The organism is Ferrovibrio sp. (assembly GCF_017994015.1).
Taxonomy (GTDB): Bacteria; Pseudomonadota; Alphaproteobacteria; order Ferrovibrionales; family Ferrovibrionaceae; genus Ferrovibrio.
In genome coordinates this window covers 25,249-46,898 of the sequence record NZ_JAGOLP010000026.1, presented here as the reverse complement: position 1 = coordinate 46,898, position 21,650 = coordinate 25,249, and the positions used below count along the sequence as shown (strand labels likewise).

Here is a 21,650-nt window from a genome sequence, read left to right as displayed (position 1 = left end):
CATGGCATCGCTGGCCAGCGCCGAGCGCTATCTGGTGCAGGGTGCCTTGCATGATGCCCAGGGCCAGGCCGAGCGCGCCAGCCGGTTGCTCAAGGAAGGCACCCCGGGCTGGCTGCGGGCGCAGGATGTGATTGCGGCAACCAAGGATCGGCGGCGCGAACTGCGCAACCGCTGAGGCAATCCCACTTCACCAGATCGTGCCTTGTTCCGGCCCGGGCGCAACGCCATAGTGGCCGCGTTTTACAGCATAGGAATATCCCGATGATTCGCCTGCTTGTTGCCCTGCTGCTGCTGTTGCCGCTGCCCGCCCTGGCGCAGCAAACATCCTTCTCGCCCGAGCAGAAGAAGGAACTGGAAAATCTGGTGCGCGACATCCTGGTGAAGAATCCGCAGATTCTGGTTGAGGCCATGCAGGCGCTGGAACGCCAGCAGGAGGAGCGCGCCGCTGCCGGTGCCAAGCTGGCGATCAAGGAAAATGCCAAGGAGATTTTTGACGATGGCGTGTCCTATGTCGCCGGCAATCCCAAGGGCGACGTGACGCTGGTGGAATTCTTCGATTACCGCTGCGGCTATTGCAAGCAGGTGCAGGGGCCGCTGCTTGCGCTGCTGAAGGAAGATAGCAAGCTGCGCGTGGTGTTGAAGGAATTGCCGGTGCTGGGGCCGGACAGCATGTTTGCCGCCCGTGCCGCCATCGCGTCGCAGGAGCAGAAGGGCAAGTATCTCGATTTCCACAATGCCATGATGGCGCATCGTGGCCAGTTGCCGGAAAGCGAAGTATTCCGCCTTGCCGGCAGTGTTGGCCTTGATATCGAGCGGCTGAAAAAGGACATGGCCGCGCCCAAGGTGAGCCAGGTGATCGAGCGCAACCTGGCGCTGGCGCAGAAGATCGGTGTGGATGGCACGCCGGGCTTTGTCATCGGCGAGCAATTGATCCCGGGGGCGATTCCGCTGGAAACCATGCGCCAGGTGGTGAAGCAGCAGCGCGGCGGCTGACCGGCGCGGTGGCCAGACCCTTTGACAGAAGCGCTGGCCGCCCTTATGGTCCGCGCCCGAAAAACCTTTATTCCGTGGGAATAGACCATGCGTGCCGAAATCAAGGCCATGGCCGATGAGATCCAGCAGTCGCTTGAACTGCTGAGGAGGTCTCTTTGACTGGGATAACTCAGTCAAACGGCTCGAAGAACTAAACGCCAAGGCAGAGGATTCCAGCCTCTGGAATAATCCCGCCGCCGCCCAGACGGTGATGCAGGAACGCAACCGGCTGGATCGCCAGATCGGTACCCAGCGCCGGCTGGAACAATCCCTGGCTGACAATCTGGAACTGATTGACCTGGGCGAGGCCGAGGGCGACCAGAGTGTGGTGGACGAGGCCGAAGCCGCCGTCGCTGCCTTGCAGGCCGAGGTGGAGAAGGCGCGGCTGGAAAGCCTGCTCTCCGGCGAGGCCGATGGCAATGATGCCTTCCTGGAAGTGCATGCCGGCGCCGGCGGCACCGAGAGCCAGGATTGGGCTTCGATGCTGCTGCGCATGTATGTGCGCTGGGCTGAGGCGCATGGCTACAAGGTGGAATTCCAGGAAGAGAGCGAAGGCGAGGAAGCCGGCATCAAGTCTGCCACCATCAAGGTGAGTGGCCCGAATGCCTATGGCTGGCTCAAGAACGAGACCGGCGTGCATCGCCTGGTGCGTATCTCGCCGTTTGATTCCAATGCCCGGCGCCATACCAGCTTTTCCAGCGTGGGTGCCTATCCGGTGATCGACGATACCATCGAGGTGGAGGTGCTGGAAAAGGACCTGCGCATCGACACCTATCGTGCCTCGGGTGCCGGTGGCCAGCATGTCAACAAGACTGATTCCGCCGTGCGTATGACGCATATGCCCACCGGCATCGTGGTGGCCTGCCAGACCAACAAGAGCCAGCATCGCAACCGCGACGAGGCGATGAAGATGCTGAAGGCGCGGCTTTACGAGCGCGAGCTGAAGAAGCGCGAAGCCGAGAAGCAGAATGTGATCGACAGCCAGACCGATATCGGCTGGGGCCATCAGATCCGCTCCTATGTGCTGCATCCCTACCAGATGGTGAAGGATCTGCGTACCAACGTGGAAACCTCGAATTCGCAGGCAGTGCTGGATGGCGACCTGGACATGTTCATGGCTGCCCAGCTAGCATCCCAGGTGGGCGCCAAGGCGGAATAAGCCGGCACAAGGTTGGCCGCGCCCCACGGAAAGCCGGGAGGCGGGGCCATGCAGCAAACCATTGAGATACCACTCTGGTTCGCCATCCTGGCGGCCGTGCTGGCGCTGATTGGCCTGGCCGACCGCCTGCTGGTGCCAGGGGTGCGCTGGTTTCTGCGCCGCCGGCTCAACCGGGTGATCGACGACCTGAACCAGCGGCTGCAATTGAAATTGCGGCCGATCACGCTGACCCGCCGGCAATCGCTGATCGACCGGCTGCTTTACGATCCCCAGGTGGTGGCCGCTGCCGAAGCCCATGCCGCCGAGCATGAGATGCCGCGCGAGGTGGCGATGGCGCAGGTGGAGCGTTATGCGCGCGAGATTGTGCCGGCCTTCAATGCCTATTTCTATTTCCGCATTGGCTATTGGCTGGCGCGGCGGCTGGCGCGCAGCCTGTACCGGGTGCGCGTGGGCTACACCGATGCGGCCGGGCTGGATGCAGTGCCGCGTGATGCCACGGTGGTGTTTGTGATGAACCACCGCTCCAACATGGATTACGTGCTGGTGGCTTATCTGGCAGCGGATCAGGCGGCGCTGAGTTATGCCGTGGGCGAATGGGCCCGGGTGTGGCCGTTGCAGCAACTGATCCGCGCCATGGGCGCTTATTTCATCCGGCGTAATTCCAACGATCCGCTGTATCGCAAGGTGCTGGAGCGATATGTGCAGACCGCCACGGCCGGCGGCGTGCCGCAGGCGATCTTCCCGGAAGGCGGCCTCACCCTGGATGGCCGCATGCGGGCGCCCAAGCTCGGCCTGCTGGATTATCTGGCCCGCGCCTTCGATCCGGTGGAGGGGCGCGATGTGGTATTTGTGCCAGTGGGTATCAATTACGATCGCGTACTTGAAGACCGCTCGCTGTTGCGCAAGCTCGATCCCGAAGCCAAGCGGGTAGGGGCCACCGCCGCCATCGGCACCATGTTGCGCTTTGCTGGCCGCAATCTGCTGCGCGCTCTGGAAGGACGCTGGTATCGCTTCGGCTATGCCTGCGTCAATTTCGGCACACCGCTTTCGCTGCGGGCCTGGCTGCAACAATGTGGCGCCGGCGATCTGCGCCTGCATGACAAGGCAGCGCGGGCGGCGCATGTGGCAGCGCTGGGTGCCGAATTGATGAGCCGGGTTGGCGCCGTGGTGCCGGTGCTGCCCACAGCGCTGGTTTCGCAGGTGTTGCTGGATGCCGGCGAGGCCGGCTTGAGCGCATTGGAAGTGAAGGCGCGTTGCCAGGCGCTGATCGAGCGCTTGCAGGCTGGCGGGGCGCGCATCTATGTGCCGCGCGGCGACCTGGATTACGGCATTGAAACCGGCTTGCGCATGTTTGGCCTGCGCCGCATTCTGAGCCGTGACATGGCCGGGCTGTATCGCGCCAACCCGGCCGATGCAGCGATCCTGCGTTATTACGCCAATTCGATTGTCCATCTGCTGCCATGACCGCATCCGCCGCTGAAACCGGGCCGCAGCCGCAGCGCGTGGTGCTTTTGCATGGCCTGTCGCGCACGCGGCGCTCGATGGCGCGGCTGGAGCAGGCGCTGGCAGGCGCCGGTTACGAGGTGGTGAATTGGGATTATCCCAGCCGGCGCCATAGCGTGGCCGAGCTGGTCGAGTTGTTCCGCAGTTTTTGCGCTACCGAATTGGCGCAGCAGCCGAAACACACACATTTTGTCGGCCATTCGCTGGGCGGCCTGCTGATCCGGGCCGGCTTGACCGGCCACGATCCCGGCTTCCCGCTTGGCCGGCTGGTGCTGATCGCCTCGCCCAATCGCGGCGCCGGCATCATCTCGCGCCTAACGGCCACGCGGCTGCTGGCTGATCTGCCGCGCCTGTTTGGCCGCCCGGCTTTGGAACTGGGCCGTGATGCCGCCTGGCTGGGTGAAATCGGCATGCCGGCCGCCGAGATCGGCGTGATTGCCGGCACCAAGGGATTCCATCCGCTCAATCCGGCAAGCTGGATCAACAGCCTGCTGGCCGGCGAGGTGCCGCATGACGGCACGGTGGAGCTTGATTCCGCCATGCTGCCGGGCATGACCGATTTTCTCAGCCTGCCGCTGGCGCATACCTTCATCTGCGATGATGCACGAACGATTACGGCCGTGCTGCATTTTCTGCAACACGGCCGTTTCTGATTGGAGTAGCGGCAGGCGTTACGATGTGGCGCGCAATGCCTCGACCACTTGCGGCTCGCCCTTGTCGCCCTTGTCGGCCTTCTCGATGCGCTCCAGCTTGCCGGGCTGCGGGTCGGGATTGTTGGTGATCTGCGTCACCACGCTGAATTTCGCCTCGGCCTCGCGCGGGTTCTCGGCATATTTGCACAGGCCCTCAATCTTGGCGCCGGCGGCGATGGAGAGCAATTCGTGCCAGATATCGCCGCGCACCCGGGCGGTCTTGTCCAGCTCCACCGATTTGGCACGGATGCGGCCGATTACTTCACCCCGGATCAGCACATGCTCAGCCACCACTTCGCCGACCACGCGGGCATTCTCGCCAATGGCCAGCCGATCAGCCACCACATCGCCGTTGACGATGCAGTCGATCTGCACTTCGCCATCGCTGCTGAGATCGCCATTGACCGTCAGGCCGGCGCTGAGCAGGGACGGCGGCGCCTTGTTAGCGACCGGGGTTGGTATCTTCTTGTTGCTTGAAAACATGGTAGCCCGCCTCAATGAATTTGCTGGGATCGACCGGTTCGTCGTCGAGCAGAATTTCGTAGTGCAAATGCTGGCCGGTACTGCGGCCGGTGGAACCCATGGTGCCAATGCGCTTGTTGAAAGCTATCGTGTCTCCCACCTGTACGGCAATCGAATTTAAATGCGCATAGCGGGTCTTGATACCCAACCCGTGGTCGATTTCCACAGCGCGGCCATAGGGTCCCTTGCGGCCGGCAAACACCACGACGCCCGGTGCTGTGCTCAGCACCGGGGCGTGGCGCGGTCCGATCAGGTCAAGCCCGGCATGAAATGCCCATTGCTTGGTGAACGGGTCCATGCGGCGGCCAAAGCCACTGGAGGTTTCGGTCTCCTCTGGATCAACCGGCAAAGCCAGTGGCAGGCGCTGCGCCAGGGCCACCAATTCACCCCAGCGGCCGAGCTTGCCTTCCAGCTTGGCAACATCGCGGTCGATCGGGTCCTTGATCTGGCCATCCACGGCAACGCCAATGGCGGGCGGAATATTGCCGGCAGCATCGGCCACGGTGCGCAGCGGGCCACCAATGCCAACCTCGGCGCGGGCAGCGGCATGGCGCTTGAGCAGCGACTCGACATCCAGCCCGGTGCCGCGCAGGCTTGTCTCCAAAGCCGCCACGCTTTTTTCGGTACGCTGGCTAAGGTCTTCCACCACATCGCGCTGGCGGCCACGCAGGCCCAGGATACGCGCCTCGATATCGCCGGCCTTGGGCGCGGCGCCGATCTGCTTCTGCCGGCTGGCGCGCAGCATGGCCTCCAGGTCTTCGATGCTGCGCGGGTTGCCATCGGCATTACTGGTTGCCGCCGGCTGTGCCGGGTTGACCACCGGCGCGACACTGGGCAGGGCCGCCGTGGCTAATGCCAGTGCGGTCTTGTCAGGCGCCGGGGCGGGTTTTTCGGGCGCCGGCTTTTCAGCAAGTTTTTCTGCAGGCTTAACTTCCGCCGGTTTGATTTCAGCCGGTTTGATTTCTGGCGGCTTGGCGGCCAGTGCCACTGGAGCCGCGGTTTTTGTGGCTGGTTTGGCATCATTGCCCGCTGCGGCCTGATCACCATGGGTCAGGCCCTGCTTGCTCGCCATCTCGTGCAGTTTGCGATAGCGCTCTTCCAGGTCACGCGATGCGACGAGGAAATTCTCCTGATTGCGCTCAAAATCCTGTGCCAGCCGTTCATAGGCAATGGTCAGTTCCGCGATGCGGCGGTCGCGGCTTTCGATCAGCGTGTCACGATAGATCGCATTCACTGAGGCATAGCCAAGCCAGCCGGCAAAAGCCAGCAGGCAGCTTCCGAGCAACAATTGGCTGCGACCCGACAGCGCGATGTAACGCACGTCGCCGCGGCTGCGGAAAATGATCTGCCGCTCCGGAAAATTGCGGTCGCGCCACTCCCGCCATTGCCTCAATGCGCGTCTGCTCACTGGCCCCCCAATCTCAAAAAATGCTGATGCCGTTTGGCTCTATGGAATTAGGACGTATTTAGCTTGGTTAATGCAAGCCAGTATCTGTTGCAAATTGAAATAGAGGCGCGGCAAACACATGGCCGTATTTGTCGCGCCAATTACTCACAGGCTGTGGATGGAACGAGCAAGTGATTGATTCTACAACGCCTGAACGGCGGCCAGCACGGCCTCGACATGGCCCGGCACTTTTACCTTGCGCCACACCTGCCGAATCTTGCCATTCGCATCAATCAGAAAGGTGGCGCGTTCGATTCCCATGTATTTTTTGCCATACATGCTTTTCTCCACCCACACACCATAAGCCTCGGTGACCTTGCCATCCTCATCGGCGGCCAGCTTCACGCTCAACTTGTGCTTGGTCTTGAATTTGTCATGCGAGGTTATGCTGTCACGCGAGCAGCCGATCACCACCGCGCCCAGCTTGTCAAAAGCCTTCTGCGCCGCAGTGAATTCCAATGCCTCCTTGGTGCAGCCCGATGTGTCGTCCTTGGGATAGAAATACAGCACCACAGGCTGGCCTTTGAAGGCATTCAACGCCAGCTTGCTGCCGCCATCGCCGGGCAGGGTGAAGGCCGGGGCCTTGTCGCCGGGTTTCAGGTCCACACCTTTGCCACTCATGCTTGATCTCCTGAATTATGGCTGCCGCCGATCATGTCGGCCAGCGAGAGATAGGGTGCAGCCGGCTGTTCGACCAGCGAATCATAAAGTTGATAAACAGCGGCTTGCGCGGCCTCGAGTCGCAGTGTCAGCCGCTCCAGATCCGGCTCGCCAAGCAGGGCCGGCAGGCGTTTCGCCAGGGCAGGGGGCCATTGCGTCGGCTTGCCGGCATCTGCGCCGGCCAGCCGGGTCAGCGCCAGCAGATCACCTTGTAGCCGGGCCGCATCCAGCAGCATGTCGGCATCGGGGCCGGGCAGGCAGCCGGCATCGCGGATTGCCTGCAATGCCAGCAATGGATTCGGATCGAGAATCGCCGGCTTGGCATGGCCATCGCGCAATTGCAGATATTGCGTGATGAATTCGATATCCACCAAGCCGCCGCGATGATGCTTGAGCGACCAGATACTCTTGCCCGGCTTGGCCTGGGCCAGCCTGCGGCGCATATCGGCCACATTGGCCAGCAGCTTGCGCGGATCGCGTTTGCTGCCCAGCACGGCGAGGCGCAGCGCATTGAATTTTTTTGCCAGGGCCGGCGCGGCCGTCACCACGCGGGCGCGGGTCAGCGCCATATGTTCCCAGGTCCAGGCCTCCTTGCGCTGGTAGTCGCCAAAGCCCTGAAGGTCGCTGGCAATCGGCCCGGCATTGCCGGAAGGGCGCAGCCGCATGTCAACTTCGAACAGGCGGCCCTCCCCGGTCATCGCCGTGATCGCGTTGATGAAGCGCGGGCAGAGCCGGGCAAAATACAGGCCCGGGGTCAACGGCCGTTTGCCATCGGATTGCTGCGCCTTGGCGCTGTGTTCATACAGCAGCAGCAGATCAAGATCGGATTCCAGGGTCAATTCGCGGCTGCCGAGCCGGCCCAGGCCGATCAATGCCAGCTTGGCGCCGGGGATGGCGCCATGCGCCTGGGCGAATTCAGCCTGCACATGATGCAGCAACTCCGCCAGCACCGCATCGGCCACGCTGCTCAGCGCGCGGCCGGCAGCGGCGCCATCCAGCCGCCCGCGCAGCAGGCCGATACCCACTTGCAGGCGCAATTCGCCGGTCCAGCGCCGGGTCCAGTCCAGCACATCCTGGAAGTCGCGCGCCGAACCAAGCTGCCGTGCCAGGCTGGCGGCCAGGCGTTCGGGGGCAAAATCCGGCGGTGTCTCGGCATATTCCAGCAGGCTGTCAAACAAAGCCGGGTTCTGCGCCAGGCTGTCGGCCAGATGCGGCGCGGCGGCGAGCAGTTCGGCCAGCACGGTCAAGACCGCCGGGTTACTTTGCAGCAGGCTGAAAAGCTGCACGCCGGCCGGCAACAGGCTGAGGAACAGATCAAAACGGCGGATCGCTTCATCCGGGCTGCCCGTGCCGCTGAAGGCTTCCAGCAGGCTGGGCATGATCGCGGTCAGCTTTTCGCGCGCCCGTTCCGAACGCATGGCGCGGTAGCGGCCAAAATGCCAGCCGCGCACCATGGCGGCAATGTCCGCTGGCTGGGCGAAACCCAGGCGCTGCAATGTCGCCAGGGTTTCCGGGTCGTCGTCGGTGCCGGTGAAAACCAGGCTGCCCTGATCGCTGCCCAGATTAGGCGCTTCGGCAAATAACGCATCGTAATGTGTCTTCACCCGATGCAGCAAAGCCAGCAGCTTGGCGCGGAAGCTGGCCGCATCCGGCTCGCCCAGAAAGGCGGCAATGCGGGCAATGCCGGCAGCATCGCCGGGCAGGCTGTGGGTCTGCTCGTCATTCGCCATCTGCAACCGGTGTTCCACTTTGCGCAGATAGCCGTAATCGGCGGTCAGTTCGCGCGCCGTGGCCGGATCAAGCCGTTCGGTGGCCACCAGGGCGTTCAGCGCCTCCACCGTGCCGATGGCGCGCAAGCGGCTGTCGCGGCCGCCGGCAATCAATTGCTGGGTCTGGGCAAAAAACTCAATCTCGCGGATGCCGCCGCGCCCCAGCTTCAGGTTATGGCCTTCCACGGCAATCTCGCCATGGCCCTTATGGGCGTGAATCTGGCGTTTGATCGAATGGATATCCTCGATGGCGGCAAAATCCAGATTCTTGCGCCACACATAGGGGGTCAGCCGAGCCAGGAAAGCCTTGCCGGCCACAATGTCGCCGCCCACCGGGCGCGCCTTGATCATCGCAGCGCGTTCCCAATTCTGGCCAAAACTTTCGTAATAGGTTTCTGCCGCCGCCATCGATAATGCCACCGGCGTGGAGCCGGGATCGGGCCGCAGCCGCAGGTCGGTGCGGAACACATAACCATCGGCATTGTGTTCGTGCAGCAGCCGCACCATTTGTTGAGTCAGGCGCACATAACATTCCAGCGCCGATTTACGGCCGCGATACCGCACCACCTCCTGATCAAACAGCATGATCAGGTCTATATCGCTGGAATAATTCAATTCACGCGCGCCCAGCTTGCCCATGCCCAGCGCCACAAAGCCGCTGCCCAGGCAGGGCTGTTCCGGATGCGGCAGGTCAATATCGCCACGCGCGGCGGCATCGCGCAGGGTGGCGGCCATGGCGGTATCAATCACCAGGGCGGCAAAATCGCTCAAGGCGCCGGTGACACGCTCCAGCGGCCAGATTTCAGCAATATCCGCCACCGCCACGGCCAGCGCCACACGCCGCTTGGCCTGGCGCAGCGGCTGCATCAGCTCGTCTGCTGCTGCCTTGCCGGCAATTTTGCGCAAGTCGGCCAGGGTCTGATCCAGCAGAACTTCCGGCCCCTGGCGCAGCAGGGTCAGCATGGCCTGCGGTTCGGCCAGGGCCAGGGATGTCAGGTAGGGGCTGTGGCCAAACAGGCTGGCCAGCAGCAATGTTGCGCCCGGCTTGGCGCTTTCGGCCGCCAGTTGCTGCGCCAGCTTGGCGGCAGCGCGGCCTTCCTCGGGCAATTCGGCCAGCATTGTCGCCCAGGCATCAAAGCCACGCGCCTGGATTGCGGGATCGCCGTTGGCCGGCATTTGCCGCCAATCCGGCAGGCCGGGTGATTTGGTTGGTTTTGCCATGGCGTTGCCCTCGAAATCGCGGGCCAAGTTCGGCTAAACTCCGGCATGGGTCAAGCATTCGGCGGACCCCGCTAAATGATTGGAAAGGCAAGCTGGTTCGGAATGTTGCGTTGGAGCCGATGGTTCATCCGCACGGTGTTGGGTCTGAGTGCCACGGTATTGGCGCTCGGCGCCGCCCTGGTCTGGCGCGTCAATCGTGAACCGCTATCGCTGGATTTCCTGTTGCCGTATTTGCAGGAAAGTCTGGCGCTGACCGATATCGGCGTGCGGGTCAATCTGGAAGATGCCGTCCTGGCCTGGAATACCGAGGAGCAGGCTTTGCGCCTGCGGGTGGTGAATGCCACCTTCCTGGGTGAACGCGACGTGGCCTTCCGGGTGCCGGAAATCGATATGGGCTTGAGCGGCGCATCGTTGCTGCGCGGTGTGATCGCGCCAACGCATCTGCGGGTGCGCGGTGTGGAAGCCCGCTTGCTGCGCGATGCCGAGGGCCGCTTCCATCTTGGCTTGCCCGATGCGCCAGACAGCCCACAGGAATATGAGACCAGCAGCAACGACAATTTCATGGCGCTGCTTTTTGCCAGTCTGTTCGATCGCCTGTCGCAGCCGATGGATTTGCGCGACCCGCTGGGCCAGATCAATTCGGTTTCAATCCAGATTTCGCGTCTGATCCTGCTGGATCGCAAATTGGGCCAGCGTTGGGAAGCACCCGGCGCGGTGTTGCAGGCATTTCGTGGCGAGGGCAGGGCGCGGGCGGTGCTGGTGGGTAGCCTGGACTGGCGCGGCAAGCAGGTCAGCCTGGGGCTGAATGCGGAATATGTGGCGGCCGAGCGCGCCGCCGAAGCCGAATTGCGTTTCGAGGGCCTGGAGCCGGCAGATTTTGCCGATCTCTCGCCTGATTTGAGGCCGCTGGCCGGCATGCATATGCCGCTGGCCGGCACGGTCGCTTTCCGCCTGGCGCAGAGCGGCGATATTGCCAATCTGCGTTTTGCGCTCACCGCCGGCGCCGGGTATATCGCCATGCCGGAATTATGGGCCGAACCGCTGGCTCTGCGTGAGGCCAAGCTGACCGGGCGGATCGATACCGGCACCACGCCCGGCATTGGCGAAACCTTGAGCATCGAAACCGCCACGGCGCAATTCCAGGATGGCATCGCCATTGCCTTTGATGGCCTGTTGCGCCGGCCGGCCGTGGGCGAACTGGGCCTGGAGGTGAAGGGCCGCTTCACTGACCTGCCGGTGGATTTGTTGCCGCGTTACTGGCCGCGTGACATGGCGAAGAATGCGCGTGACTGGATCGTGGCGCGCATCCGGGGCGGCCGTGTCGATATGGGCGAATTCGTCGCCCAACTCAGCCCGGCCATGCTGGCCGGCAAGCAGAAGTTGCCACGTGATGCCGTGCGGCTGGCTTTCCAGTTCAAGGGCCTGAGCGTGGATTATTTCCCGCCGCTCGCCCGCATGACCGAGGCCGAAGGCCAGGCCGTGCTGGATGCCGATGAATTTAATCTCACCGTAACATCCGGCCGGGTTGGCCCGTTACAGGCCAGCAATGGCAAGCTGCGCGTGGATGGATTGCAGGCACGTGACCAGTTTGCCGATATCGCCATCACGGTGGATGGCGCCAACAAGGATTTGCTCAGCCTGATCGATCAGAAGCCGCTGGGTTATCCAAGCCAGCTCGGCATCAAGCCGGCCAGCGTGGCCGGCACCGGCCGGGTGGATACCAGCTTCCGCCTGCCGCTGGATCACAAGCTGAAACTGGATGATGTGAAATTCACTGCCAAGGCCAGGCTGCTTAATCTGGCGCTGCCCGATATCCAGGATCGGTTTGCGCTGAGTGATGGCACCATGCAGCTTACTGTTGATCCCAAAGGCCTGGATGCCGAAGGCACGGCGGCGCTGAATGATGTGCCGGTGCGGCTGAGCTGGCGCCAGGAATTTGACGGCAAGCTGCCGGTGCAGGCGCGCTACAAGCTGGCTGGCCGGGTGGATGATCCCGGCCGCAAGGCGCTGGGTTTTGACCTGGCGCCCTTTGTCTCAGGCCCGGTGGAAGCGCTGGCCGAGATCGAGAGCCGGCGCGACAACGAAACCGTGATCCGCACTCAGCTTGATCTGGCGCCGGCCAAGGTGGAGATCGCTGATATCTTCTGGGCCAAGCCGGTTGGAAAACCCGGCGCTGCTCATTTCACTGCGCGGCTGCGGGCCAATCAGCCCACCTTGTTCGAGGGCTTGCGGGTTGCGGCGGATGGATTTGTTGCCGATGGCAGTGCCAGTTTGGGCAACGACAACAGCTGGTCTATCAAGCTTGGCCTGCTGCGGCTGGGCGATAGCGAAGCCAGTGTTGATCTGCGCCGCATTGCCAATGGCGATATGACGGTGCGTGCCGAGGGCAGGCGGTTTGACCTGACGCAGTTTGTCAAGGCAAGCGATGCCGAACCGCCGCCCGGCACCGAGGAAAAGCCGCAGCCAAAGCTGGATCTGCGGCTACGCTTCGATGAGGCGCAACTGGATGAAAAAACCGCCCTGCGCAATTTTGCCCTTGATCTGGCGCGCGGCGCGCTGGTTACCGAGCGGCTTGATCTGACCGGCGCCTTTACCTCCGGCGGCACGCTGGCGGCGCGGATCGAGCCGCATGCCGATGCTGCCAGGCGGCAGCGGGTTTTCACCGTGCGCAGCGACAATGCCGGCGCCGTGTTCGGATATCTCGGCATCGAGAATGTGCAGGGTGGGAACCTGAGCGTGGATGCTGTCTATGACGATGCCAAGCCGGGTCGGCCGCTCACTGGCCGGTTGATGGCACAGAATTTCAAGGCCGTGCAGGCGCCATTCCTGGCCCGGCTGCTCGGCATCGGCTCGTTCACCGGCCTTGCGGCGCTGCTTTCAGGCGAAGGTATCAGCTTCGAGACGGCGGTGGTGCCATTCAGCCAGAAAGATGGCGTGCTGACTGTGCAAAGCAGCCGCATCCGTGGGCCGCAGCTCGCCATCACCCTGGAAGGCACCGTCAATCGGCGGCAGAATCATGTCAATGTCACCGGCACTGCCGTGCCGGCCTTTGTGCTCAACACGCTGCTGAGCAACATACCGGTGCTTGGCGAACTGTTTTTCGGCGACGGCATCATCGGGGTGAATTTCGCCGTCAGCGGGCCGCGCGAGAAAACCGAGATGAGCGTCAATCCGCTTTCCGCCATAGCGCCGGGTTTCCTGCGCCGTATCTTCCAGGCCAGCGGCAGCGAAGCGCCGGCAGAACCCGGCCAGAATGGCGGCGAGAAAGCCCCGCCGCCACCGCAACAGCCGAATATCGCGCCCTAAAGAAGTTTACTCGGCACGCACCAGCACATGGCGCTTCTTGCCGAAGCTGAGGCGCAATTGACCATCATCGCCCAGATCGGCCAGGCCGATGGTCTGGGTTTCCACCGCCACCGGCTGCTCGTTGAGCCGGATCGCGTTGCCGCGGATATGGCGCCGGGCTTCGCCACCGGTTTTGGCAAAGCCGGCCTCGACCACCAACTGGAAGGCTTCGATGCCGGCGGCGAGGCGGTCGCGCGCCACGCTGATGACCGGCAATTCGCCACCGAATTCACCCTGCTCGAAGGCCTTGCGGGCGGTTTCGGCGGCGGCCTCGGCGGCTTCGCGGCCATGGCACAAAGCCGTCACCTCGGTAGCCAGCACCTTCTTGGCGTCGTTCAGTTCGGCGCCGCGCAGCCGTTCCAGCCGCTGCACTTCATCCAGCGGCAGATCCGTCATCAGCCGCAGCAGTCGGCCCACATCGGCATCCTCGGCATTGCGCCAGTATTGCCAGTAATCATAGGGCGACAGCATGTCTTCGTTGAGCCAGACCGCGCCGCTGGCGGTTTTGCCCATCTTGGCGCCCGAGGTGGTGGTGAGCAGCGGGCAGGTCAGGCCAAACAATTCCAGATCGGCGGCGCGGCGGCCCAGCTCCACGCCATTGATGATGTTGCCCCACTGGTCGGAGCCGCCCATCTGCATGTTGCAGCCATGGCGCTTGGCCAGTTCAACAAAATCGTAGGCTTGCAGGATCATGTAGTTGAATTCGAGGAAGCTGAGCGGCTGCTCGCGATCCAGCCGCAACTTCACGCTATCAAAGCTGAGCATGCGGTTGACCGAGAAATGCCGGCCGTAATCACGTAGGAAGGCAATGTAGTTCAGGCCGTCGAGCCAGTCGGCATTGTTCACCATGATGGCATCGGTCGGGCCGTCGCCGAAGCGCACGAAGCGGCTGAACACGCGCTTGATGCTGGCCATGTTGGCATTGATGGTCTCGTCGGAAAGCAGCTTGCGCTGCTCGTCCTTGCCCGAGGGATCGCCTACCTTGGTGGTGCCGCCGCCCATCAGCACAATCGGCTTGTGGCCGCATTGTTGCAGCCGGCGCAGCATCATGATCGACAGCAGATGGCCGGCATGCAGGCTCGGGCCGGTGCAATCATAGCCGACATAGGCGGTGATGCCGGCCGGCATCACCGCCTTGGCATCCAGGCTGGAAGGCTCGGTGCATTGATGCAGATGGCCGCGTTCCACCATCATGCGCAGAAAGTCGGATTTGTACTCGATCATGGTTGCCACCAATACTGCCGTTAAAAGCGGCGTTGGTTTAGCATAGGCCCGGCTGTAAGCCTAGCGATGGAGTTCCTGACTTGTCCCAGCTGCCCTGGATGATCGGCCTGATGAGCGGCACGTCGATGGATGGCATCGATGCCGCGCTGTTGCGCAGCGATGGCCGTGACATTGCCGGCTTCGGCGCGGCTTTGACCTTGCCCTATCCGGATGCGCTGCGCGACCGTATCCGTGCCGCGCTGGGCGAGGCCGGGCGCGACACGCTGGGGGTTTCCCGCGCCCTGGCCGAAGCCCATGCCGAGGCGGTGGCGCGGCTGCTGGATCAGGCCGGGCTGAAGCCGGCGGATGTGGCCTTGCTCGGCTTTCATGGCCATACCCTGCTGCACCGGCCGGAACGCGGCCGCACCTGGCAGGCCGGCGATGGCGGGCTGCTGGCGCGGCTGACCGGCATCACCACGGTGGCTGATTTCCGTGCCCAGGATGTGGCTTTGGGCGGGCAGGGGGCGCCGCTGGTGCCGCTCTATCATGCCGCCCTGGCGCGCTGGGCCGGCCTGGCGCCGCCATTGCTGGTGCTGAATATCGGTGGCGTGGCCAATATCACCTATATCGGCGGGCCGGAGGATGCCGACCTGCTGGCCTTCGATACCGGGCCGGGCAATGCCCTGCTGGATGACTGGCTGCTGCGCCATACCGGTGAGCGGCTTGATACCGGCGGCCGGCTGGGCGCGCAGGGCGAGGTGGATCAGCCCACCCTGGCGCGGCTGCTGGCGCATGTTTATTTCGCCTCCAGACCGCCGAAATCGCTCGACCGCGATGATTTTTCCGCCGAGGCGGTGGCGCATCTCTGGCCGGCATCCGGCGCCGCCACGCTCACCGCCTTCACAGCGGCGGCCGTGGCCAGGGCCTTGGAGCATCTGCCGGCGCGGCCATTGCGCTGCCTGGTCACCGGCGGCGGCCGGCATAATGCCACCATGATGCGGGAACTGGCCGAGCGGCTGGCCATGCCGGTGGAGCCGGTGGAGGCGGTCGGCTGGCGCGGCGATGCGCTTGAAGCGGAGGCTTTCGCCTATCTGGCGGCGCGCGCCGCGGCCGGCCTGCCGCTCAGCCTGCCCGGCACCACTGGCGTGGCCTTTCCAGCCAGCGGCGGGCGGATTTATCCGGTCTGACGCAGTTTTACGGCAACAGGCTGGTTTTGCCCGAGGCAGGGCGCTGGCCGGCTGCGGCGACGAGGGCGGCCTTGATGTATTTGTCGGCGGCGCTGGTCAGGTCGTCGAGCTTGCCTTCGAAGAAATGATCGGCGCCCGGCACCTTCCGGTAGTCGATCTTGATGCCCTTTTGCAGCGACAGGCGCTGCGCCAGCTTAGCCACATCATTCTCCGGCACGATCTTGTCATCGGTACCCTGGATGATCAGGCCCGAGGACGGGCAGGGCGCCAGGAAGCCGAAATCGAACATATTTGCTGGCGGCGCCACCGAGATGAAGCCATCAATCTCCGGCCGCCGCATCAGCAACTGCATCGAAATCCAGGCGCCAAACGAGAAGCCGGCGATCCACACGGCGGAGGCATTGGCATTGACGCCCTGGAGCCAATCGAGCGCCGAGGCGGCATCCGACAATTCGCCCTCGCCATGATCATACACACCCTGGCTGCGGCCGACGCCGCGGAAGTTGAAGCGCAACACCGAGAAGCCGCGTTTGGCGAAAACATGGAACAGGTTGTAGACCACCTTGTTATTCATCGTGCCGCCATATTGCGGATGCGGATGCAGAATCAGGGCGATCGGCGCGTTGACCTCCGAGCCATGCTGGTACCGGCCTTCCAGGCGTCCATCAGGACCGGGAAAAATGACGTCAGGCATGATCTGGGTTCTTCGGAGGCTGGTGTTACATTAAGAGATTGAAAGCAGCGGGATTTTACCATAAGCCGCAGGTCGGGATTCAAGCTAAAAACGCGCCCCCGAAAGATTGTTGCCCGGAATAAACCAGGAAAGCCACCGTGAGCCGCAGCCCGCTTTACCTCGATCACAACGCCACCGCGCCCATGCGGCCGGAGGCGCGCGAGGCCATGCTTGCGGCACTGGCAGAACCCGGTAACCCTTCGTCTATACACGCTTTCGGGCGTCGGGCGCGGTCGCGGATGGAGGCGGCGCGGGCGGCTGTGGCAGCCCTGGTCGGGGCCGAGCCGGCGGAGATTTTGTTCACCTCCGGCGGCACCGAGGCGAATAACCTTGCCCTAGAGGCAACCCCGGCTGCCAGCCTGATTGTCTCGGCCCTGGAGCACGACTCGGTGCTGGCCCCGGCCCGAGTCGGGGTGGAAAAGCGGCCTGACCGACCGCTCTACATCCTACCGGCCCTGCCCAGTGGCCAGATCGATCTGGCGGCGCTGGAGCGCCTGCTGGCCGAGGCGCCCCGGCCGGCCTTGCTGGCACTGATGCTGGCCAATAACGAAACCGGCGTGGTGCAGCCGGTGGCCGAGGCGGGCGAATTGGTACGGGCAGCGGGCGGCCTGCTGCTGGTGGATGCGGTGCAGGCGGCGGGCAAGCTGGCGGTGGATTTCTCGCGTCTGCAAGCCGACATGATGAGCCTGTCCGGCCATAAGCTGGGCGGCCCGGCCGGCAGCGGCGCGCTGGTTTTGCGCGGCGATCTGGCCATCGTGGCGCAGCAAGTTGGTGGCGGCCAGGAACTGGGCCGCCGTGCCGGCACCGAAAACCTGGCCGGGATTGCCGGCTTTGGCGCTGCGGCGGCGGCTGCCCGGCGCGATCTGGGCCGCATGGCCGACCTGGCTGCCATGCGCGATGCCTTTGAGGCAACCATCCGCGCCGCCTGCCAGGAGGTTGTGGTGCATGGCGCCTCGGCGCCCCGGCTGCCGAATACCAGTTGCCTGGGCATGCCCGGCGTGGCGGCGGAATTGCAGGTGATGGCGTTTGATCTGGCCGGCATCGCGGTTTCTGCCGGCGCCGCCTGTTCCTCCGGCAAGATGCGGCCGAGCCATGTGTTGCGGGCCATGGGGCAGAGCGAGCCGGCGGCGCGCGAAGCCGTGCGCTTCAGTTTCGGCTGGACCAGCCAGCCCGAAGATGCCGACCGCGCCGCCCAGGCCTGGATCGCGCTGTATCGCCGCAAGCGGGGCTAGTTGCCGCTGCGTGCCCCAGGCGCTATATCAGGCGCATAAAAGGAGCAACCAGCATGCCGAAGATGACCTTCATCCAGACCGATGGTTCGCGCCGCGAGGTGGAGGCGCCGCTTGGCCTGTCGGTGCTGGAAGTGGCGCATAAGCACGGCATCGATATCGAAGGCGCCTGCGAGGGCTCGCTGGCCTGTTCGACCTGCCATGTGGTGGTGGACCCGGCCTGGTATGGCAAGCTGCCGGCGGCCAAGCCGGACGAGGAAGACATGCTCGACCTCGCTTTTGGCCTGACGAAGACCTCGCGCCTCGGCTGCCAGTTGCTGATCACCGAGGCGCTGGATGGGCTGGTGGTGAAACTGCCCACCGCCACACGCAATATGATGGGTTAAGCGGCTTTTCCGAAAGCTTGCACCAGGGCCATGCCGGCCCAGGTGGCAAACAGGCAGGCCAGCACCGAAAGCGCCACATGGCCGCCGGCCCGCAGCAGATAGCCGTCGCGCAGCAACGCCAGGGTTTGCAGGCTGAAGCTGGAAAAGGTGGTGAAGCCGCCGCACAGGCCCACCATCACCAAGGCGCGCGCATTGTCGCCCCAGCCGGTTTTCCCGGCCAGCAGGGCAGCGGCCAGGCCAATCACAAAGCTGCCGCTGATATTCACCAGCACGGTGCCCCAGGGAAACCCGCTGCCATGGCGGCCATCGATGCTGCCGGCCATCCAATAGCGCGCCATGCTGCCAAGTGCGCCGCCAAAGGCGATGAGGAGATAGGCTTGCATGGCGGCAAGCTAAACGAATCGCTTTGCAGCGTCAAAGTTTCCGCCGCTTTCCCTTTTCCCAGGGCGATGGCCGCGTTAGTCTGCGCGCCATGACCGCCTCGAATGATTTCATGGAACACGCTGCCGAGTTATTCGCCCCGCTCGGCCCCATTGCCGTCCGCCGCATGTTCGGCGGTGCGGGCGTATATTGCCGGGGCGTGATGTTTGCGCTGATCGTTGACGACACGCTCTATCTCAAGGCTGATGCCGAGACCAAGGGTGATTTCGAGGCGCGTGGCGTGGGTCCGTTTGTCTATACGGGCAAGGGCAAGCCGGTGGCGATGAGCTATTGGCAATTGCCGGCCGAGGTGATCGACGAACCGGAGACGCTGCTGGAATGGGCGCGCAAGGCCTATGCCGTGGCGCGCAAGCAGAAGGCGGAAACCCCGCCGCCGAGCCGCCGCACCGGCATGGCACGGCATCGCCGCTGATTGAGCCTACTCGGCTGCGCCGCGCGCCAGCCGCATCGCTTCATCCAGCACGGCGTCGTCGCCGATATGGTTGGCCAGCAGCAACGCCAGCTTGGCGGTGGCCAGCCGTGCCTGGCGGTCTTCCAGCCCGGCAGTCATGCGGATCAGCTTTTCGTAAAAGCCATCCGGGTCTTTCAGGTTGGGTTCGGTATTGAGCTGCGCCATCATCATTCCTTGCGCCTGAGATCAACCACCCGCCGCGCCTTGCCGAGTGAGCGTTCGATGCCGCCCGGGTCGCGCAGGTCGATGCGGGCGGAAACGCCGATCAGGTCTTTCACACGGCGCAGGATGGCGGCGCCGATCTGGTTTTTCAATGCGGCATCGGCATTGAATATCTCAGGCAATAATTCGGCCACGATGGTGAGGTCGTCGAGCGGCCCGTCGCGGCGGATTTCAAGCTGGTAATGCGGCGCCAGGCGCGGTTCCTGCAACAGCACAGCTTCCACCTGGCTCGGAAACACATTCACGCCGCGGATGATCAGCATGTCGTCGGCGCGGCCGGTGATGCGGTCCAGCCGTCGCATGCTGCGCGCAGAAGGCGGCAGCAGCCGGGTCAGGTCGCGCACACGATAGCGGATCAGCGGCAGCGCTTCCTTGGTCAACGTGGTCAACACCAATTCGCCGCGCTCGCCCTCGGGCAGCACCGCGCCGGTCTCAGGGTCGATGATCTCGGGATAGAAATGATCCTCCCACAGCGTCAGCCCGTCCTTGCTCTCAACGCATTCATTCGCCACGCCCGGCCCCATCACTTCCGAGAGGCCGAAGATATCCACCGCCTGGATGCCGAAAGCCTGCTCGATGCCGGCGCGCATCGCCTCGGTCCATGGCTCGGCGCCATGGATGCCGATCGCCAGGCTTGTGTTGCGCGGTTCCAGCCCCTGGCGGCGGAATTCCTCGGCGATGGCCAGCATGTAGCTCGGCGTCACCATGATGATGTCGGGCCGCAAATCCTGGATCAGCTGCACCTGCTTCTCGGTCTGGCCGCCAGACATCGGCACCACGGTGCAGCCGAGTTTCTCGGCGCCGTAATGCGCCCCCAGGCCGCCGGTGAACAGGCCATAGCCATAGGCCACATGCACCAGATCGCCCGGCCGGCCGCCGGCGGCGCGGATCGAGCGCGCCATCAGCCCGGCCCAGTTGTCGATATCGGCGCGGGTATAGGCCACCACGGTGGGTTTGCCGGTGGTGCCGGAAGAGGCATGCAGCCGGATACAGTCGCGGCGCGGCACCGCCAGCATGCCGAAGGGATAGCCATCACGCAGGTCGGCCTTGGTGGTGAAGGGGAAACGCGCCAGGTCGCTCAAATCACGCAGGTCATCGGGATGCACCCCGGCAGCGTCAAACTTGGCGCGATAAGCGGGCACATTGTCATAGGCGTGGCGCAGGCTCCATTGCAGGCGGAAAAGCTGCAAGGCGGTTATCTCGTCGCGGCTCGCATGTTCAATCGGTTCCTGCAAGGCGCGCTCGGCCCCCGCCACCGCCCGCTTAAGCGCGCGCGCCTGTCCCGCTCCCGTCATGGTCCCTCCCGGCTTTTATATTATCCGACCAATTGGTCGGATAATTCAGCATGCAGGCGGGGCGGCGGTCAATCGGTTTGTTACCTCACGCCTCCGCCGTCTCGGTGCCTTTGAAGCCTTCCGGGGTGTAGCGGGCGCCGGCGGCGAAGCCGCGCGGCAGCAGGGTGTTGATCTCGGCCAGGGTGGTGGCGTCGAGCGGGATGGCCAGCGCGCCGAGATTCTGCTCCAGATAGGCCAGCCGCTTGGTGCCGGGGATCGGGATCAGGTGGTCGCCCTGGGCCAGCACCCAGGCCAGTGCCAGTTGCGCCGGGGTGCAGCCAAGCCGCGCGGCAAGCTTTTGGAAGCCGGCCAGGGCGGCGCGGTTGCGGGCCAGGCTGTCGGCCTGGAAACGCGGATTGCCCTTGCGGAAATCGCCATCGGGCAGGTCGTCGCTGCTGTCGAACTGGCCCGACAGGAAGCCGCGGCCAAGCGGGGAATAGGGCACAAAGGCGGTGCCGAGTTCGGCGCAGGCGGCCAGCATGCCGTCTTCGGGCTCGCGGCTCCACAGTGAATATTCGCTCTGCACGGCGGCGATGGGGTGCACGGCGGCGGCGCGGCGCAGCGTGGCGACAGAAACTTCCGAGAGGCCGATATGGCCGATCTTGCCGGCGCGGGCCAGCGCCGCCAGGGTGTCGATCACTTCCTCGATGGCGCGGCCGGCTTCATTGCGGTGAATGTAATAGAGGTCGATACGCTCCACGCCGAGACGGCCGAGCGAGTCTTCCACGGCCTGGCGCAGATAAGCCGGCGAATTGTCGATGCGGCGCTCATAACTATTTTCACGCCGCACGATGCCGCCCTTGCTGGCGATATGCACGCGATGCGGGGTTTCTTTCAGGAAGCGCCCGAGCAGCTCCTCATTGCGGCCGAAGCCGTAGATATCCGCCGTGTCAAACAGCGTGACGCCGAGGTCGGCGGCACGGTGCAGCACGCGCAGCGATTCGGCGTCGTCGGTCGGGCCATAGAATTCCGACATACCCATGCAGCCAAGGCCGAGGGCGGAAACTAGCGGGCCGTGCTTGCCAAGGCTGCGTTGCGGCATCGTCATTCGATCTTCCTCCCCTGGAAAAAGCCCCGTCGCCCGGTTGTTTTGGACTGGGCGGCGGGGCGGCAT

The 21,650-nt window shown here is 64.0% G+C and carries 19 protein-coding genes; 9 read left to right on the top strand and 10 right to left on the bottom strand.

Features of this window, described 5'->3' with window-relative positions; genetic code table 11:
- The first annotated feature begins 261 nt into the window (after nucleotides 1-261).
- From KBB36_RS13330 to KBB36_RS13315, 4 genes are all read left to right on the top strand, one after another.
- A complete protein-coding gene (locus KBB36_RS13330; protein ID WP_290981574.1) occupies nucleotides 262-993 on the top strand; it encodes a DsbA family protein in 732 nt (243 codons plus the stop codon).
- An 87-nt stretch (nucleotides 994-1,080) separates the two neighbouring features.
- Nucleotides 1,081-2,191, top strand: a protein-coding gene (gene prfB, locus KBB36_RS13325) for a peptide chain release factor 2 (protein WP_290981571.1) whose coding sequence is annotated in 2 segments (ribosomal slippage) — nucleotides 1,081-1,149 and nucleotides 1,151-2,191 — 1,110 coding nt in all. Because the reading frame shifts where the segments join, the coding sequence is not laid out codon by codon here.
- A gap of 48 nt (nucleotides 2,192-2,239) precedes the next feature.
- The gene (locus tag KBB36_RS13320; protein ID WP_290981569.1) at nucleotides 2,240-3,655 is read left to right on the top strand and encodes a 1-acyl-sn-glycerol-3-phosphate acyltransferase; all 1,416 of its coding nucleotides are present in this window, start codon (nucleotides 2,240-2,242) and stop codon (nucleotides 3,653-3,655) included.
- Nucleotides 3,652-4,347 (top strand): alpha/beta fold hydrolase, encoded by a 696-nt coding sequence (locus KBB36_RS13315; protein WP_290981567.1) that lies wholly within the window; start codon nucleotides 3,652-3,654, stop codon nucleotides 4,345-4,347. Before KBB36_RS13320 ends, KBB36_RS13315 begins: the two co-directional genes overlap by 4 nt.
- Before the next feature lie 18 nt (nucleotides 4,348-4,365).
- Here the strand turns inward: KBB36_RS13315 and KBB36_RS13310 are convergent, their stop codons facing one another.
- The 4 genes from KBB36_RS13310 to KBB36_RS13295 form a co-directional block, all read right to left on the bottom strand.
- Nucleotides 4,366-4,869 carry a polymer-forming cytoskeletal protein gene (locus KBB36_RS13310; protein WP_290981564.1) on the bottom strand — a complete coding sequence of 168 codons (504 nt, stop codon included), beginning with the start codon at nucleotides 4,867-4,869 and terminating at the stop codon, nucleotides 4,366-4,368.
- Nucleotides 4,829-6,316 (bottom strand): M23 family metallopeptidase, encoded by a 1,488-nt coding sequence (locus tag KBB36_RS13305; protein ID WP_290981560.1) that lies wholly within the window; start codon nucleotides 6,314-6,316, stop codon nucleotides 4,829-4,831. Before KBB36_RS13305 ends, KBB36_RS13310 begins: the two co-directional genes overlap by 41 nt.
- Nucleotides 6,317-6,496: 180 nt before the next feature.
- Nucleotides 6,497-6,976 (bottom strand): thioredoxin-dependent thiol peroxidase, encoded by a 480-nt coding sequence (bcp, locus tag KBB36_RS13300; RefSeq protein ID WP_290981557.1) that lies wholly within the window; start codon nucleotides 6,974-6,976, stop codon nucleotides 6,497-6,499.
- Nucleotides 6,973-10,005: a bifunctional [glutamine synthetase] adenylyltransferase/[glutamine synthetase]-adenylyl-L-tyrosine phosphorylase gene (locus tag KBB36_RS13295; protein ID WP_290981554.1), complete on the bottom strand. Its 3,033-nt coding sequence runs from the start codon at nucleotides 10,003-10,005 to the stop codon at nucleotides 6,973-6,975. The genes bcp and KBB36_RS13295 overlap by 4 nt, the downstream gene beginning before the upstream one ends.
- Nucleotides 10,006-10,107: 102 nt before the next feature.
- On the opposite strand from KBB36_RS13295, the gene KBB36_RS13290 reads away from it, so the two are divergent.
- Nucleotides 10,108-13,311 carry an AsmA-like C-terminal domain-containing protein gene (locus KBB36_RS13290; RefSeq protein WP_290981551.1) on the top strand — a complete coding sequence of 1,068 codons (3,204 nt, stop codon included), beginning with the start codon at nucleotides 10,108-10,110 and terminating at the stop codon, nucleotides 13,309-13,311.
- 6 nt (nucleotides 13,312-13,317) lie between these two features.
- Here KBB36_RS13290 and tyrS read toward each other — a convergent pair whose 3' ends face one another.
- Entirely contained in the window at nucleotides 13,318-14,574 is a 1,257-nt protein-coding gene (gene tyrS / locus KBB36_RS13285; protein WP_290981549.1) for a tyrosine--tRNA ligase, read from the bottom strand.
- A gap of 80 nt (nucleotides 14,575-14,654) precedes the next feature.
- On the opposite strand from tyrS, the gene KBB36_RS13280 reads away from it, so the two are divergent.
- Nucleotides 14,655-15,740 (top strand): anhydro-N-acetylmuramic acid kinase, encoded by a 1,086-nt coding sequence (locus tag KBB36_RS13280; RefSeq protein WP_366933193.1) that lies wholly within the window; start codon nucleotides 14,655-14,657, stop codon nucleotides 15,738-15,740.
- Nucleotides 15,741-15,747: 7 nt separating this feature from the next.
- On the opposite strand, the gene KBB36_RS13275 is transcribed toward KBB36_RS13280, so the two are convergent.
- Nucleotides 15,748-16,434: an alpha/beta hydrolase gene (locus KBB36_RS13275; protein ID WP_290981546.1), complete on the bottom strand. Its 687-nt coding sequence runs from the start codon at nucleotides 16,432-16,434 to the stop codon at nucleotides 15,748-15,750.
- Nucleotides 16,435-16,571: 137 nt separating this feature from the next.
- Between KBB36_RS13275 and KBB36_RS13270 the strand changes: the two genes are divergently transcribed.
- Together KBB36_RS13270 and KBB36_RS13265 are read left to right on the top strand one after the other, a co-directional pair.
- The gene (locus KBB36_RS13270; RefSeq protein ID WP_290981543.1) at nucleotides 16,572-17,705 is read left to right on the top strand and encodes a cysteine desulfurase family protein; all 1,134 of its coding nucleotides are present in this window, start codon (nucleotides 16,572-16,574) and stop codon (nucleotides 17,703-17,705) included.
- 53 nt (nucleotides 17,706-17,758) lie between these two features.
- Complete coding sequence (locus KBB36_RS13265; RefSeq protein ID WP_290981539.1) at nucleotides 17,759-18,088, top strand: ferredoxin family 2Fe-2S iron-sulfur cluster binding protein; 330 nt, start codon at nucleotides 17,759-17,761, stop codon at nucleotides 18,086-18,088.
- On the opposite strand, the gene crcB is transcribed toward KBB36_RS13265, so the two are convergent.
- Nucleotides 18,085-18,471: a fluoride efflux transporter CrcB gene (gene crcB, locus KBB36_RS13260; protein ID WP_290981536.1), complete on the bottom strand. Its 387-nt coding sequence runs from the start codon at nucleotides 18,469-18,471 to the stop codon at nucleotides 18,085-18,087. The genes KBB36_RS13265 and crcB overlap by 4 nt on opposite strands.
- A gap of 89 nt (nucleotides 18,472-18,560) precedes the next feature.
- On the opposite strand from crcB, the gene KBB36_RS13255 reads away from it, so the two are divergent.
- Nucleotides 18,561-18,941: a TfoX/Sxy family protein gene (locus KBB36_RS13255; RefSeq protein ID WP_290981533.1), complete on the top strand. Its 381-nt coding sequence runs from the start codon at nucleotides 18,561-18,563 to the stop codon at nucleotides 18,939-18,941.
- 6 nt (nucleotides 18,942-18,947) lie between these two features.
- On the opposite strand, the gene KBB36_RS13250 is transcribed toward KBB36_RS13255, so the two are convergent.
- The 3 genes from KBB36_RS13250 to KBB36_RS13240 all read right to left on the bottom strand — a co-directional run bounded on the left by KBB36_RS13250 (nucleotide 18,948) and on the right by KBB36_RS13240 (nucleotide 21,584).
- Nucleotides 18,948-19,151: a DUF2783 domain-containing protein gene (locus KBB36_RS13250; RefSeq protein ID WP_366933192.1), complete on the bottom strand. Its 204-nt coding sequence runs from the start codon at nucleotides 19,149-19,151 to the stop codon at nucleotides 18,948-18,950.
- Entirely contained in the window at nucleotides 19,148-20,497 is a 1,350-nt protein-coding gene (paaK, locus tag KBB36_RS13245) for a phenylacetate--CoA ligase PaaK (protein WP_290981530.1), read from the bottom strand. Before paaK ends, KBB36_RS13250 begins: the two co-directional genes overlap by 4 nt.
- Before the next feature lie 85 nt (nucleotides 20,498-20,582).
- Complete coding sequence (locus KBB36_RS13240) at nucleotides 20,583-21,584, bottom strand: aldo/keto reductase (protein ID WP_290981527.1); 1,002 nt, start codon at nucleotides 21,582-21,584, stop codon at nucleotides 20,583-20,585.
- Nucleotides 21,585-21,650 lie beyond the last annotated feature (66 nt).